Source organism: Frigoribacterium sp. NPDC087798 (assembly GCF_044742985.1).
Taxonomy (GTDB): domain Bacteria; phylum Actinomycetota; class Actinomycetes; order Actinomycetales; family Microbacteriaceae; genus Frigoribacterium.
In genome coordinates, this window is record NZ_JBIUVP010000001.1 from 994,582 (window position 1) to 1,008,644 (window position 14,063).

At 73.7% G+C, this 14,063-nt stretch carries 13 protein-coding genes, 2 tRNA genes and 1 pseudogene; 6 read left to right on the top strand and 10 right to left on the bottom strand.

What is annotated here, in order from left to right; translation table 11 throughout:
- The first annotated feature begins 77 nt into the window (after nucleotides 1-77).
- Nucleotides 78-1,295 carry a sensor histidine kinase gene (locus tag ACIOSR_RS04570; protein WP_402751940.1) on the top strand — a complete coding sequence of 406 codons (1,218 nt, stop codon included), beginning with the start codon at nucleotides 78-80 and terminating at the stop codon, nucleotides 1,293-1,295.
- Between the two features lie 65 nt (nucleotides 1,296-1,360).
- Entirely contained in the window at nucleotides 1,361-2,002 is a 642-nt protein-coding gene (locus ACIOSR_RS04575; protein WP_159826098.1) for a response regulator transcription factor, read from the top strand.
- A gap of 76 nt (nucleotides 2,003-2,078) precedes the next feature.
- Here the strand turns inward: ACIOSR_RS04575 and ACIOSR_RS04580 are convergent, their stop codons facing one another.
- From ACIOSR_RS04580 to ACIOSR_RS04590, 3 genes are read right to left on the bottom strand one after another with little or no spacing between them, the layout of a single operon-like run.
- Entirely contained in the window at nucleotides 2,079-3,170 is a 1,092-nt protein-coding gene (locus tag ACIOSR_RS04580) for a UDP-N-acetylmuramate dehydrogenase (RefSeq protein ID WP_402751941.1), read from the bottom strand.
- The gene (locus tag ACIOSR_RS04585; RefSeq protein WP_056046546.1) at nucleotides 3,167-3,598 is read right to left on the bottom strand and encodes a MaoC family dehydratase; all 432 of its coding nucleotides are present in this window, start codon (nucleotides 3,596-3,598) and stop codon (nucleotides 3,167-3,169) included. The genes ACIOSR_RS04580 and ACIOSR_RS04585 overlap by 4 nt, the downstream gene beginning before the upstream one ends.
- Nucleotides 3,595-4,053, bottom strand: coding sequence for a MaoC family dehydratase N-terminal domain-containing protein (locus tag ACIOSR_RS04590; protein WP_173151341.1), 459 nt, complete (start codon nucleotides 4,051-4,053; stop codon nucleotides 3,595-3,597). Before ACIOSR_RS04590 ends, ACIOSR_RS04585 begins: the two co-directional genes overlap by 4 nt.
- Nucleotides 4,054-4,268: 215 nt before the next feature.
- On the opposite strand from ACIOSR_RS04590, the pseudogene ACIOSR_RS04595 reads away from it, so the two are divergent.
- Nucleotides 4,269-4,487: pseudogene (locus tag ACIOSR_RS04595) on the top strand (DUF3072 domain-containing protein); the annotation flags it as partial.
- Between the two features lie 301 nt (nucleotides 4,488-4,788).
- Nucleotides 4,789-5,691 carry a UbiA family prenyltransferase gene (locus ACIOSR_RS04600; RefSeq protein WP_402751942.1) on the top strand — a complete coding sequence of 301 codons (903 nt, stop codon included), beginning with the start codon at nucleotides 4,789-4,791 and terminating at the stop codon, nucleotides 5,689-5,691.
- Nucleotides 5,692-5,745: 54 nt separating this feature from the next.
- Here the strand turns inward: ACIOSR_RS04600 and ACIOSR_RS04605 are convergent, their stop codons facing one another.
- From ACIOSR_RS04605 to ACIOSR_RS04625, 5 genes are all read right to left on the bottom strand, one after another.
- A complete protein-coding gene (locus tag ACIOSR_RS04605) occupies nucleotides 5,746-6,909 on the bottom strand; it encodes an FAD-dependent oxidoreductase (protein ID WP_402751943.1) in 1,164 nt (387 codons plus the stop codon).
- A complete protein-coding gene (locus tag ACIOSR_RS04610; protein ID WP_402751944.1) occupies nucleotides 6,896-7,678 on the bottom strand; it encodes a class I SAM-dependent methyltransferase in 783 nt (260 codons plus the stop codon). Before ACIOSR_RS04610 ends, ACIOSR_RS04605 begins: the two co-directional genes overlap by 14 nt.
- A complete protein-coding gene (locus ACIOSR_RS04615; RefSeq protein WP_159826088.1) occupies nucleotides 7,675-8,793 on the bottom strand; it encodes a type III polyketide synthase in 1,119 nt (372 codons plus the stop codon). Before ACIOSR_RS04615 ends, ACIOSR_RS04610 begins: the two co-directional genes overlap by 4 nt.
- 130 nt (nucleotides 8,794-8,923) lie before the next feature.
- A tRNA-Met gene (locus ACIOSR_RS04620) sits at nucleotides 8,924-8,997 on the bottom strand.
- Nucleotides 8,998-9,049: 52 nt separating this feature from the next.
- Nucleotides 9,050-9,121 (bottom strand) — tRNA-Thr (locus tag ACIOSR_RS04625).
- Between the two features lie 126 nt (nucleotides 9,122-9,247).
- On the opposite strand from ACIOSR_RS04625, the gene ACIOSR_RS04630 reads away from it, so the two are divergent.
- Nucleotides 9,248-9,820, top strand: a complete 573-nt coding sequence (locus tag ACIOSR_RS04630) for a 2'-5' RNA ligase family protein (RefSeq protein WP_402751945.1) — start codon at nucleotides 9,248-9,250, stop codon at nucleotides 9,818-9,820.
- A gap of 9 nt (nucleotides 9,821-9,829) precedes the next feature.
- On the opposite strand, the gene ACIOSR_RS04635 is transcribed toward ACIOSR_RS04630, so the two are convergent.
- The gene (locus tag ACIOSR_RS04635) at nucleotides 9,830-10,774 is read right to left on the bottom strand and encodes an aldo/keto reductase (RefSeq protein ID WP_173151347.1); all 945 of its coding nucleotides are present in this window, start codon (nucleotides 10,772-10,774) and stop codon (nucleotides 9,830-9,832) included.
- A gap of 129 nt (nucleotides 10,775-10,903) precedes the next feature.
- Between ACIOSR_RS04635 and ACIOSR_RS04640 the strand changes: the two genes are divergently transcribed.
- Nucleotides 10,904-12,628, top strand: coding sequence for a glycoside hydrolase family 13 protein (locus ACIOSR_RS04640; protein ID WP_056046553.1), 1,725 nt, complete (start codon nucleotides 10,904-10,906; stop codon nucleotides 12,626-12,628).
- Nucleotides 12,629-12,708: 80 nt separating this feature from the next.
- On the opposite strand, the gene ACIOSR_RS04645 is transcribed toward ACIOSR_RS04640, so the two are convergent.
- Nucleotides 12,709-13,875, bottom strand: coding sequence for a M23 family metallopeptidase (locus ACIOSR_RS04645; protein WP_192124578.1), 1,167 nt, complete (start codon nucleotides 13,873-13,875; stop codon nucleotides 12,709-12,711).
- Between the last annotated feature and the right edge of the window lie 188 nt (nucleotides 13,876-14,063).

Consider the following 14,063-nt stretch of genomic DNA (forward strand, 5'->3'; position numbering starts at 1 on the left):
ACGGCCACCGTCCTCCGCCCGATCGGCGACGACCACGACGGCCTCGACGGCCCGCGGCTGCCACTAGCGTGATCGACATGGACGACACCGGCGACCGGGCGGAGGCCGCGGCCTCCGCCCGGTCGGGCACCGCCATCTCGATGCGCTGGTGGGACGCCGGCCTCGCGATCACGGTCGTGGTGATGGTCGTCCTGGCCACGACCTCGTCGAGCGGCCGGGTCACGGCCTCGTTCGTCGCCGTCGGGCTGCTGGTGCTCACGTGGTTCGCCCTCGCGCGGCCCGTGGTGCGTCGCGCCGACGCGCTGCTGTCGCTCCCGACCGTGACGGCCGTCGCCGCGCTCGTGGTGGTGGGCGGCGTCACGGTGGCCGCCACCCCCGAACTCGCGGTCGTGCAGGCCTTCCTCATGCCGCTGATCTGGACGCTGCTCCCCGGCACCCGGTCCGCGATCGTCGCCAACGTCTGCTTGTGCGTCGCCATCTCGATCGGGTTCGTCGTCAGCCTGGGGTGGTCGGCCGAGGCCCTCGCGACGGCCGCCACCAGCGAAGGCCTCTCGCTCGTCTTCAGCATCGCGCTGGGGATGTGGATCACCACGATCGCCCGGGTCGGGGTCGAACGCGGCCGGCTGCTCGACGAGCTGCGCGAGGCCCAGGCCGAACTGGCCGCGCGGCACCGCGACGCGGGCACGAGCACCGAACGCGAGCGCCTGGCCCGGGAGATCCACGACACGATCGCCCAGAGCCTCACCGGAGTCGTCATGCTCGCGCAGCAGACCCGCGGAGCCCTCGCGGCGGGCGACCTGACGACGACCCGTGAACGGCTCGACGTGATCGAGGCAGCCGCCCGCGAGGCCCTCACCGAGGCGCGCACCCTCGTCGCGGCGACCGCGTCCACCGGACCGGCGGGCACCGACGTGGCGGCCGCCCTCCATCGCCTCGGCGCGCGCTTCGAGCGGGAGAGCGGAATCGGGATCACGGTCGACGCCGTCGAGGTCGACCTGCCCCGCGACCTGCAGGTCGTGCTGGTGCGGTGCACCCAGGAGGCGCTGGCCAACGTCCGCAAGCACAGTGCGTCGACGTCGGCGCGGGTCACGCTCACGGCGACGGGCGGGACGGCCGTGCTCGTCGTGTCCGACGACGGCACCGGGTTCGACACGGCGGTCGCATCGACCGGGTTCGGCCTCGACGGTCTCCGCGAGCGGCTCGAGCTGTCGGGTGGCCGCCTCGACGTCTCGTCGGACCGTGACGGGACGGTCGTCACCGCGCAGGTCCCCCGCGCCTCGGTGGTGACCCCGTGACCGCGGGGCCCGCGCACGAGGGTGCGACGTCGACCGGGCCCGGAGCCTCGTCGGCGGGATCGCCCGTGCACCGCACCCTCGTGGCCGACGACCATCCGATCGTGCGGCAGGGCATCGCCGCCCTGCTCGCGACGACGGACGACTTCGTCGTGGTGGGGCAGGCGAGCGACGGCTCCGAGGCCGTCGCCCTGGCGGACTCGCTCGAGCCCGACCTGATCGTGATGGACCTCCGCATGCCCGGCCTCGACGGTGTCGAGGCGACCGAGGCCGTCCTGGCACGTCACCCGACGACCAAGGTCGTCGTGCTCACCACCTACGAGTCCGACGACAGCATCCTGCGGGCGATCGAGGTGGGGGCGAGCGGCTACCTCCTGAAGGCCTCCCCGGAGGACGAGCTCGTGGCGGGCCTCCGAGCCGTGGTCGCGGGACAGGTGGCCCTCGCCCCCGCGATGGCGGCCCGTCTCGTCGGCCGCGCACGCAGCGGCGCCGAGCCCGTGCCGCGCCCGACCCCGTTGAGTCCTCGCGAAACCGACGTGCTCGCCCTCGTGGCGGAGGGTTGCTCGAACCGCGAGATCGGACGCCGGTTGTTCGTCGGCGAGGCGACGGTCAAGACGCACCTGCTGCACGTCTTCGAGAAACTCGGCGTCAACGACCGGACGCGCGCCGTCACGCTGGCGCTCGAACTCGGCCACCTGCCGCGCCGCTGAGGTCCTCTGCGCCGCGACGTCGGACGGGCACCGCCGCGTCGGACGGCCGCCGCGTCGGACGCGCGCGGCGGCGTCCCTACAGCGAGAGGCCGAGGAGGACGGGCTCGGGGTGCAGCAGCACGCCGAACTCGGACTGGACCCGCTGCTGCACGTAGCGCGCGAGCTCGGCGACCTCGTCGCCCGTGGCACCGCCACGGTTGGTCAGGGCCAGGGTGTGCTTGGACGAGACGGCGGCCTGCGAGCCCGGCAGGCGGAAACCCCTCGTGATGCCGGCGTGCTCGATCAGCCAGGCGGCGCTGAGCTTGACCTCGGCGGGTGCACGGGGCGCCGGGGCGGCCGGCTCCTCACCGAGTGGCACGACCTGGCGCTCGGGCTCGGGGCCGGTCGGCCACCGTGGCGCGTCGGCCGGCAGGGTCGACGCATCGGCCCGCGACACGATCGGGTTGGTGAAGAACGATCCGCTCGACGCCGTGTCACGGTCGGCCGGGTCGAGCACCATGCCCTTCGCGGCCCGCAGGGCGAGCACGCTGGAGCGCACGTCGGCGACCGAGACCCGGGCCCCGAGCTCGACGCCGAGGGCCTTCGCGAGCTGCGGGTACGCGACCTGCTCGCTCGCGCCTCCGTGGTCCGTGAGGGCGAACTCCACGGCCGTGACGACGCCCCGACGGCCCTGCTTGAAGACGCTCGTGCGGTACCCGAGGTCGAGGTTGGCCGCGGGGATGCGGACGAACTCGCCCGAGTCGTCGTCCAGGAAGTCGACGGCCACGAGCGTCGAGGCGACCTCCTGGCCGTAGGCACCGATGTTCTGGATCGGCGACGCGCCCGTCGAGCCGGGGATGCCGCTGAGCGCCTCGAGCCCCGACCAGCCCTGCTCGACCGTCGAGGCGACGAGGTCGTCCCAGGGCTCGCCTGCGGCGACGCGGAGGTGGACGCGGTGGTCGTCGGAGTCGACGCGCTCGACACCCCGGGTGGCCACGTGCACGACCGTGCCGTCGAACGGCTCGTCGGAGGCGACCGTGTTCGACCCGCCGCCCAGGACGTACCAGGGGTCGTCACCGACCGACGCCTCACGGACCGCGGCCAGCAGCTCGTCGGTCGTCGTCGCCTCGACCAGGCGGGCGGGCTCGCCACCCACCTGCATCGTCGTGAGCTCGGCGAAGGTCGTCACGCCAGCGTCACCACGACCTGGGCCTTGCCCAGCACGGTCTGGCCGCCGGCGGTCACGGTCAGGTCGATGCGCGCCGTGCCGGCCTCGGCGTCGAGCTTGCCCACCTTCGCGACGACGGCGATCTCGGCCCCGGCGGTGGGGTCGACCACGACGGGACGCGTGAAGCGCACCTGGTAGTCCGACACCCGACCGAGCACGCCGGCGTCGTCGCCCGCCCCCTCGAGCCATTCGACGACCGGCTGGACGGCGGTGCCCATCGTGAGCATGCCGTGGGCCAGGACACCGGGGAGACCGACCGCGGCCGCCACGTCGTCGCGGTAGTGGATGGGGTTGAAGTCGCCCGAGGCGCCGGCGTAGCGCACCAACGAGTCGCGTGTCAGGGGGTAGGTCTTCTCGGCCACGACCTGGCCGACCTCGAGGGCGCTCACGCGGCGGCCTCGTCGTCGGCGCGGACGACGAGCGTCGACACGGCGGTGACCACGTGCCGCCCGTCGACGTCGCGCATGTCGGAGGACGCCGTGACCATGGCGTTGCCGCCCAGCGTCTTGACGCTGGTCACGGTCAGGGTGGCCGTGAGCTCGTCCCCCGCGACGATCGGACGCGAGAGCGAGAAGCGCTGCTCGCCGTGGACCACGCGCGAGAAGTCGATGCCCGCGTCGGGTTCGGCGAGCAACTGGGCGAGCGTGGCCTCTTGGACGACGACGGCGAAGGTCGGCGGGGCGACGAGGTCGCCGTGCCCGGCCGCGTGGGCCGCCTCGACGTCGAACGAGAGCGGGCTCGTCGAGCCGGTCGCGCGGGCGAACTCGCGCACCTTCTCGCGGCCCACGAGGTAGGGCGGGGCCGGCGGGAAGACCCGCCCTTGCAGATCAGGGTTCACGGACACGCGGTCGAGTCTAACCAGCGGGGTACGTCGCCCGGCCCGGTGTCGGGGGCACGGCGTACGTTCACGTCATGAGCGACGCGAACATCGACCCCGACATCACCCCCGTCGACCCGGCAGCGGCCGAGTCCGACGAGACGACGACCACCGACACGACGACCACCGACGAGACCGACCAGGCCGCCACGGCCCGCGAGGAGAACGCGGCTCCCGCACACGGCGAGACGCTCGGCGGCGCCCGCCCCGACGGCGGCAGCACGGCGTCGAAGGACCCGGACGACTGGGTCACCGGCGACGAGCCCATCACCGGCCCGCAGAAGAGCTACCTCGACACCCTCGCCCGCGAGGCCGGCGAAGAGCTGCCCGCCGACATGACGAAGGCCGAGGCGAGCGAGCACATCGACCGCCTCCAGCAGAAGACCGGCCGCGGGGCCTGACCCCTCGTCGTCCCCCGGGGCCCGGGCCGATCCGCGAAAGACGGCCCGGTGCCCCTTCCGATCCACCCGTGGCAGTCGTACACTCCAGTCACGTCTGGGATGGTAACTCGACGTGGGCACCCTCCTCTGGCGCGTGCCGGTACTGATCCACCTGCACCTCGAGCGCCGAGGGTGCGACGGGGTGCATCCGAGTCCTCCCCCGACTCGGGTGCACCTCTTCTCGTCGCCCACCGCACCACGTGCCGTCGTCCGGGGCCGACCCGTCCGGGGCCGTGCGGCTCCGTCCGTCTAGGGTGAACGGATGACCTCCCCCGAGCCCCCGGTCTCCACCGCCGGCTCCGGGCGCCGCGACGGCCCCGCCTCGTGGACCGTCGCCCTGCTGGGTTCGACGCACCCGGGGCCGACGGTGGTGGTGACCGTCCTCGCCGTCGTGCTGGGCGCCTCCTCGGGGTTGCCCCTCGGCCGACTCGTGCTGCTCGCCCTCGCGGTGCTGCTCGGACAGGCCTCGATCGGGTTCGCCAACGACTGGCTCGACGCCGGGCGCGACCGCGCCGTCGGCCGGACCGACAAGCCGGTGGCCCAGGGCCTCGTGAGCGTGTCGGCCGTCCGCCGTGCCGCGGTGGTCTGCGGCGTGCTGATGCTCGTGCCCTCCTACGCGCTCGGGCCGGCAGCCGGTACAGCCCACCTCGTGCTCGTGGCCTCGGGGTGGGCCTACGACCTCGGGCTCAAGCGGACCCCGGTCTCGGTGGTGCCGTTCGTCGTGAGCTTCGGCCTGCTGCCCGCCGTCGCCACCCTCGCCGCGGCACCACCGTCGCCTCCCGCCGGCTGGGCCGTGGCGGTCGGAGCCGTGTTCGGCGTGGCGATCCACTTCACGAACGTCCTGCCCGACCTCGACGACGACGCGCGCACCGGCATCGTCGGGCTCCCCCACCGCCTCGGGCGGACCGTCTCGGGAGTCGTCGCGTTCGCGGCCCTGGCCGTCGCGGCCGTCCTGCTGCTCTCGGGCCGGCTGGGCGGCGACTCGTCGGCTCCAGGCCTCGTCGCTGCCGCCGTCGGCACCACCGTGACCCTCGGCATCGCCGTCCTCGGCGTCCGCCTCGTGCTCGCGGGACGCGTCGATCGCACCCTCTTCCGGTTGATCATGGTGGCGGCCGTGCTGCTCGTGGTGCAGCTCGCCCTCAGCGGCGGCACCGTCGTCGCCTGAGCACGCGGGTCGACGAAGGAGAGCCGAGCGGGGGGGCCGCGGGGGCCGGATGGCTCAGGCCCAGCGCATGGCGTAGACAGACGCGAGCAGGTGCCTGCTCGGAGCCCTCAGCACGGCTCCGAGCGCCAGGTCCCGGGCCCGAGCCGCTCCCCCGCCGACGGGCCGACCGAGGGCGGTGTTCCACTCGGCCTGCCGGGCGGCGCGGAGGGCGGCGCGGGCACGGTCGGCGTCGAAACGGCCGAACGTGGTCGGATCGAGCACCCGGCCACCCCTCCGCTTCACCGCCGCGGCGATGACGACCTCGAGAGCGTGTCCGTCGAGCCAGCCGAGGTTCATGCCCTGGCCGCCGATGGGACTGATCTCGTGGGCGGCGTCGCCGATCAGCGTGACCCGGCCGACGACCGTCCGGACGGCCAGCCGGCGCCGGACGCCGAACCCGCTCGTCATGGTCGAGGTCGTCGGGTCGACGGGCGACCCGGTGCGGTCCGACACGAGCCGCGCGACGTCGTCCGGTGCGACCGACGCGGTCGCTCCGTGAGCCGACCCGACGTGCACCACGAACCGTCGTCGACCCGCGGGCAACGGGAACGACTCGACCACCCCGGAGCGCTCGAGATGGATCACGGCGTCGGGGCCGTGGCCGGTGGCGTCGGCGAAGTCGCCCATCACGTAGCGGTCGGGCAGGTCCCGGGCCCTGGTGTCGACGCCCAACGCGGCGCGGACGGCGCTGCGCGTGCCGTCGGCCCCGACGACGAAGCGGGCGGCGACGACCACCGGCCCCTCGTCGTCGACGCCCTCGACGACCACGTCCTCGTCCCGTTGTGCGAGCCCGACGAACCGCACGCCCCGACGGAGCGCGTCGTCCCGCCGCGCGGCCAACCCCGTCCGCAGCACCGCCTCGGTGCGGTCCTGCGGCACCGCCGCGACGAACGGCCACCGCGACGACGCCCGGTCGAACGGCACCACGCCGACCGTCCGCTCGCCGCTCCGGGCGATCCCCCGCCGGATGCGGACGGCGTCGGCGAGCAGGTCGTCCGCGAGGCCGAGCCGGTCGAAGAGGTCGATCGAGGGCGGATGCACGCCGAGGGCGCGCGAGTGCGCCGGATCGTCGACCCGCGCCTCCCAGACGACGGCGTCGAGGCCGCGATCCGCCAGGGCGGCGGCGAGCATCACCCCGACGGGCCCGCCACCGACGATCAGGACGTCATGCGTCCGCACGGCCGGCACCCCCGGGGGCGTCGACGCCGATCTCGCGGACGAGCAGCAGGCGGAAGGGCCACTGCCGGACGACGCGCCACCCCGGCGGAGCCACGTCGACCAGCTCGTCGGCGGTGAAGCTGCGGCGGATCGACAGGAGCCCGTCGACGTGGACGAACGAGCGGGTCCGCCACGGCCAGGTCGCGGCCCGGTAGGCGAGGTACGCCCCGCGGGCCCGCTCGATGTCGGCGTGCAGCACGAGACGGGACGCCAGGCGGGCGCTGTCGTCCAGCACGGCCGCCCGGGCCTCGTCGTCGAGGTGGTGCAGGACGTGGTTCGACACGACCACGTCGAAGGTCTCGCCCGCCGCCACGAGGTCGGCGCTCGAGGCCCGCCGGAACTCGACGCCGGGCGGGACGGGGCGGGACACCGCGAAGGCGTGGGCCCGTTCGTCGGGATCGACGGCCACGACCTCGAGGGCGAGCCCGTCGCGACGGGCCCAGCCGGCCAGGGCGCGCGCGAGGTCGCCGCCGCCGGACCCGAGGTCGAGCAGCCTGGTCGTCACGTCGGCCGACAACAGCGGGCGGAGGCGGCGGAGGTACGCCCGGCGCCACCCCGCCACGAGACCGTTCACGACCGGGAAGGCCCGGTAGGTGGCGTTCAGCAGGCCGAGGTCGCAGCCCGGGTCGTCCATCAGCTCGACGAGTCCGACGCCTCGTCGCGACAGGTCCGGCCACCAGGGCGGCCGCACCGCGACCGACGGAGCCGAGGAGGTGCGGGTCGCGCTCACGAGACCGCGCGACGCGTCATCAGCGCGGTCTCGACGGTCAGCCCGGGGCCGAAGGCCATGGCACCCACGCGCTGCGACGGGGCGGGGGGCCCGGCCAGGAGGTCGGCGAGGATGAACAGGACGGTCGCGCTCGACATGTTGCCGTAGTCGCGCAGGACGTCGCGTGAGGGCGCAAGGTGGGCGTCGGTGAGCCCGAGCTGCTGTTGCACGCGGTCGAGGATGCTGCGCCCGCCCGGATGGACGGCCCACAGGTCGACGTCGCCGACGCCGACGCCGCCGGCCTCGAAGAGCGGTGCCAGGGCCGAGTCGATGTGCAGCTCGATGATCTGCGGGACGTAGCTGCTCAGCACCATGTCGAAGCCCAGGTCGCCGATCGTCCACGCCATGTCGGTCTCGCCGACCGGCGTGAGCACCGTCTCGAGGACGTCGAGGTCGAGCACGACGGAGCCCGACGGCGCCGGGCGGGCGGTCACCACGGCGGCGGCCGCCCCGTCGGCGAACACGGACGAGGCGACGATCGAGTCGGGGTCGTCGGAGCTCCGCAGGTGCAGCGTGCAGAGCTCGGCGCAGACGACGAGCACGACCGCCTCCGGATCGGCGAGGCAGAAGTCGCGTGCGGCGGCGAGGGCGGGGAAGGCCCCGTAGCAGCCCATGAAGCCCAGGTGGTGGCGACGGGTCGACGGCGACAACCCGAGGCCCCGGACGAGCAGGTAGTCGGGCCCGGGGGCGAAGAAGCCGGTGCACGACACGCTGATCACGTGCGTGACGTCGTCGGGCCCGAGGTCGGGCGCCGCCGCGAGCGCGGCACGAGCGGCGTCGAGGAACAGCTCGGGCGACCGGTCCGTGTAGACCTGGTTGCGTGCGCCCGTGCCGGGTCGGAGGATCTCGTTCGACGCGGCGTCGTAGAACGTCGGCTCGCCCTCGCGCGGTCGCCGGTCGAGCTCGTCGACGACGGTGTGCCGGGTCTCGATGGCCGAGGCACCGAACGCGGCTCCGACGATGCGCTGACCGAGGCGGCCGAGGCCGGCCTGGGTCGCGAAGATCTCTCGGACGTCGTCCTGTCGGATGATGGTCGGGGGCACCGCGGTGCCGATGCTGCGGATGCTCACGGCCATGCTTCATCGTATGCCCGACGCCCGGGCACGGCGCACCGGTCGCGTCTCGGTGCACGGAGACGACCCGCCGGGTGACCACCGAGGGTACGGACGACGAAGGCCCGAACTCGTGAGAGATCCGGGCCTGCGGTAGCGAGGGCGGGACTTGAACCCGCGACACCACGATTATGAGCCGTGTGCTCTAACCAACTGAGCTACCCCGCCGCAGGCTGCAGGCCCTGCCGGCATCACACCGGGACGGGACCGAGACAGCCAGAGCCCCGAGTCAGGATTGAACTGACGACCCCTTCCTTACCATGGAAGTGCTCTACCACTGAGCTATCGGGGCGTGACCACCAGGCGAGCGACCGAGGCCGCTGCCGATTGGCACCAGACAAGGGTAGCAGAGCGAACGGGCTGCTGACGCCACGTGCCGACCCGGCCCGCCGAGGGCCCCGCGGGGCAGGATCGACGGGTGCACAGCCTCGAACTCTTGCTCGACCCGGCCTCCGACGGAGCCGTCCGTGACGAATGGCGCGTGCTGTCCGCGGCGGGCCTCCCGTCGCAGGGCGACCACGTCGGGACGTCGAACGCGCCGCACGTCACCCTGGTGGCACGACCCGACCTCGACCCAGCTGCCGACCCGCGCCTCCTGCCCCTCTCGGAGGCATTGCCGATGCCCGCCGAGCTCGGCGGGCTGCTGCTCCTCGGATCGCCCCCGCGCGGGCTCGTGCTCGTGCGACCCGTGGTCGTGACGGGAGAACTGCTGGACCTCCACGCCCGGGTGCACGAGAGCCTCGGAGGCGCGGGGGACGTCCCGCACACCACGCCCGGTCGGTGGACCCCCCACGTCACCCTCGCGTCACGCCTGACGCCCGACCAGGTGGCCCGGGCCCTCGACGCCCTCTCCGAGGCCGGCGTCCCGTCGACCCGGCCGGTCGTGCTGTCCCGGCTGCGGCGCTGGGACCCGGGAGCGCGCACGATCGTCCCGCTGGGTCCCGTCGCCGCGGACGCGGAGGCGGATGAGAGGGACGGCGCCGGGCGCTGACCCCGGACGTCAGGCGAGCGGACGCGAGGCCGCCTCGAGCGACGCCAGGTCGCCCTCGGTCAACTCGACCCGGGCGGCGTCGAGCAGACCCTCGAGCTGGCGGGGGGTCCGGGCGCTGCCGAGTGCGCCGATGACGTTGTCGCGGGAGGCGAGCCACGCGACGGCCACGGCGCCCGGCTCGACGTCGAGACGCTCGGCGATCTCGACGACGACCTCGAGGGTGCCCTGGTTCTGCGGCGTGACGTAGCTGAGGGCCCGGCTGCCCCGGGGAGAGTCCCCTCGGCCGGCCTCGTGACGGTACTTGCCGGTCAGGAACCCGCTCGCCAGGGACGAGTGCGGCAACACGGCGAGGTCGTAGTGGTCCACGATGGCGGCGACGTCGTGCTCGTACTCGCCCCGTCGCACCAGGTTGTACGCGACCTGGACCAACCGGAACGGGTGGAGTCCGTCGCGATCCGCGATCGCGAGGGCCTGCCGGAGGCGCGCGCCGGTGTAGTTGGACGCCCCGGCGCAGAGGATCTTGCCCTCGTCGACGAGCTCGCTGAGCGCGCCCACCGTCTCGTCCAGCGGTGTCTCGTCGTCGTCGAAGTGCGTGAAGTAGAAGTCGACGTGGTCGGTGCGCAGACGGCGCAGCGACGCCTCGACCGCCGCACGGATGCTGGCACGCGACAGGCCGGGAGCGTCGGGGTGCTGCCCGCACTTGGTGCTCAGCACCACCCGGTCGCGGTTGCCCGGTCGGGCGAGCCACCGGCCGATGATCGCCTCGGACTCGCCCCCGGAGTTGCCCGGCAGCCACGCCGAGTAGACGTCGGCCGTGTCGACGACGCGGCCGCCGTCGTCGGCGAAGAGGTCGAGCACCTCGAGGGCGGTGGGGGCGCCGACCGTCCAGCCGAAGACGTTGGTTCCGAGCGCGAGCGGGAACGGCCGGGTGCCGGCGGGCAGGTCGGCCGTCACGAGATCGGTCGCAGGGTTCAGGATCGTGCCAATCGTGTCGCGGGTGTTCGTCCCGGAGGTCCCCCTCCGGGCTGTCCTGACCACGACCGTAGCCGATGCCGCGTCGAGGGCCTGCCGTATCGTGGCCTCATGTCCACACGAGATCCGGCCGAGACCGACACGCTGACCCCGACCGCCCCCCTCGAGGGCACCGCGACGACCGCCGACCAGGGCCACGAGTGGTGGCGCACCGCCGTCATCTACCAGGTCTACCCGCGGTCGTTCGCCGACGGCGACGGCGACGGCGTCGGCGACCTCCCCGGCATCACGTCGCGCCTCGACGCCCTCGGCGAGCTCGGCGTCGACGCCGTCTGGCTGTCGCCCTTCTACACCTCGCCCCAGCGCGACGCGGGCTACGACGTGGCCGACTACCGCGACGTCGACCCGCTGTTCGGCACCTTGGACGACTTCGACGCCCTCCGCGCCCGGGCCACCGAGCTGGGCCTGCGGGTCATCGTCGACGTGGTGCCGAACCACACCTCGAGCGACCACGCGTGGTTCCGCGAGGCCCTCGCCTCGCCGGCCGGTTCGGCCGCCCGCGGTCGGTACCTGTTCCGTGACGGCCGCGGCCCCGACGGCGAGCTGCCGCCGAACAACTGGCAGTCGGTCTTCGGCGGCCCGGCGTGGTCCCGCGTGACCGAGGCCGACGGCCGACCGGGCCAGTGGTACCTGCACCTGTTCGACTCGTCGCAACCCGACCTCGACTGGACGAACCGCCGCGTGCGCGACGAGTTCGTCGACGTGCTGCGCTTCTGGCTCGACCGCGGCGTCGACGGGTTCCGGGTCGACGTCGCTCACGGCATGGTCAAGGCCGAGGGCCTGCCCGACTACACGCCCCCCGCCGAGTCCGGCAGCATGGGCGGTGGCCAGGGCGAGTCCGCTCCCCCGCCCTACTGGGGCCAGGAGGGCGTCCACGAGATCTACCGCGAGTGGCACACCGTCCTCGCCGAGTACCCGGGCGACCGGGTGCTCGTCGCCGAGGCCTGGGTCGAACCGCTCTCGCGCCTGGCCGACTGGGTGCGCCCCGACGAGATGCACCAGGCGTTCAACTTCGCCTACCTCGAGACCGGGTGGTCCGCCCCGGCCGTCCGCGAGGTCGTCGACGCGTCCCTCCAGACCTTCTCGAGCGTCGGAGCCCCCAGCACCTGGGTCATGAGCAACCACGACGTCGTCCGGCACGCCAGTCGGCTCGCCCTGACGGCCGAGAACCCGCAGGGGTACGGCATCGGGCCGAAGAGCGAGGGGCTGCCCGTCCCCGAGCTCGGGTTGGCCAGGGCGCGAGCCGCATCGGCGCTCATGTTGGCCCTCCCCGGCAGCGCGTACCTCTACCAGGGCGAAGAACTCGGCCTGCCCGAGGCCATCGACCTGCCCGACGACTCCCGGCAGGACCCCACGTGGTTCCGCACGGACGGGGAGCGCTACGGCCGGGACGGCTGCCGCGTGCCGTTGCCCTGGTCCGCGACCGAGCCGGCCTTCGGGTTCAACGCGACGGGCGCCTCCTGGTTGCCCCAACCCGCGGACTGGTCGACGTACGCCCGGGACGAGCAGCGGGGCGTCGCCGGGTCGACGCTCGAGCTCTACACGCGGGCGCTCCGCCTCCGTGCGGAGCACGAGCTGGGTACGGGCACGCTGACCTGGCTCGAGGGCTTCGGGCCCGAGGTGGTCGCGTTCCGCAGCCAGGGGGTCACCGTCGTGGCCAACATGGGCGACGTCCCCGTCGAGCTCCCCGTGGGCGAGGTCCTGCTGGCCACCATGGTCGTCGACGGGCCGGCCCTGCCGGCGAACGCGACGGTCTGGCTCGCCACCACGTCGTAGCGGCGGCGACGACGGAAGAGCCCCACCTGGCGACAGGTGGGGCTCTTCTCGTGCGTGCCGCGCGGACGCGGGACCACGGCTCAGTTCGTGTTGGCCTGCAGCCAGGGATACGGGTCGACGGGCACGCCGCCGATCACGATCTCGAAGTGCAGGTGGGCCCCGGTGCTGTTGCCCGTGCTGCCGACCTTGCCGATGATGGTGCCGACCGTGACGGTGTCGCCCTCGCGGACCTCGACCGAACCGGTCTGCATGTGCGCGTAGACGCTGGTGACCTTCTGGCCGTTGACGACGTGGTCGATCCAGACGTTGTTGCCCAGGGCACCCGAGGGGCCGTCGACCTTGCTGACGACGCCGTCGGCGATCGCCTGGATCGGCGAGCCGGCACCGGGGACGAAGTCGAGACCCTGGTGGAACGTCGAGCAGAAGCCGCAGTTGGCCACCTGGCGGGCGCCGAAGCCGCTGCTGATCGGCACGCCCGTCTGGAACGGCCACTGGACCGTGCCGTCGACGTCGTTCGAGAACGTGCTGGCACTCGTCGAGGCGTACTCGGAGACGGCCTTCATCTCGGTGACCGAGTAACCGTCGCGCGAGACACCGGCCGTGCCGTCGGCCGAGGGTGCGGTCGCCGTGTAGCTCTGGGAGTCGGCGGCCTTCTTGGCGGCCGTCTGCGTGGGGGTGTCGACGAAGAAGGCGTTGGCGGGCACCGAGGTGGCCACGAGCATGGACGCGGCGAAGAGCATGGCTCCGACGACCGTGACGCGCTTGGTGGTGCGTCGGAAGGTCGCCCCGGCGGTGCGGGGCGCGCGGACGGGCGCCTCGAGGCGAGCCGCGGGGCGCTGTGCGCGGGCCTTCGCGGTGCGTCCGGCAGCTGCGGGACGGGTGCCGGAGTCCGCACCGAGACGAGCGGCTCGTCGCGGCGAGACGTGCTCGGTCGCCGCGGACGGGCCAGTCGTGGGCCGGGCCTCGGCGGCGGGCTCGGCGACCACGCGGGCCGCGGTGCTCGTAGCGGCGGCAGCCGTCGTGGTGGCGGAGGTCGTGGTGGCGGCGGAGGCCGTCGCGGTCACGGGCCGGGCCGCGCGGCGTTCGGCCTCACGGGCTTCGCGACGGGTGAGGTAGACGGGGGCGTCGGCCACGACGGGTACGGTCGGAGCGACACTCGGCGAACCGGTGCCCGTGAGGTCGTCGGTGGCGCGACGCGACGGGGTTCCGTCGCCGTCGGGCTCGGCGATCTGCTGGTACTTCGTCACGTGTGATGGGTCCTCGGGGTGATCGGGATCGGACGGTGGGTGCACCGTCGTCTTCACGGCCGTCACTGGTGATCGTGGCGCGAGCTGCGCAGGACCTTCGGAAGGAGCCCTGGCGGAGTGCGTCACGCGATGATCACGGATCAATAACGACCTCACCAGGGTAGCCGGTCGATGAACGAATGGCTACC

What these genes read in the sequence shown, in the direction of transcription:
- ACIOSR_RS04570 (WP_402751940.1), top strand. Translation starts at nt 78, where the DNA reads ATGGACGACACCGGCGACCGGGCGGAGGCCGCGGCCTCCGCCCGGTCG.
- ACIOSR_RS04600 (WP_402751942.1), top strand. Translation starts at nt 4,789, where the DNA reads ATGACCTCCCCCGAGCCCCCGGTCTCCACCGCCGGCTCCGGGCGCCGC.
- ACIOSR_RS04615 (WP_159826088.1), bottom strand. Translation starts at nt 8,793, where the DNA reads ATGGCCGTGAGCATCCGCAGCATCGGCACCGCGGTGCCCCCGACCATC.
- ACIOSR_RS04640 (WP_056046553.1), top strand. Translation starts at nt 10,904, where the DNA reads ATGTCCACACGAGATCCGGCCGAGACCGACACGCTGACCCCGACCGCC.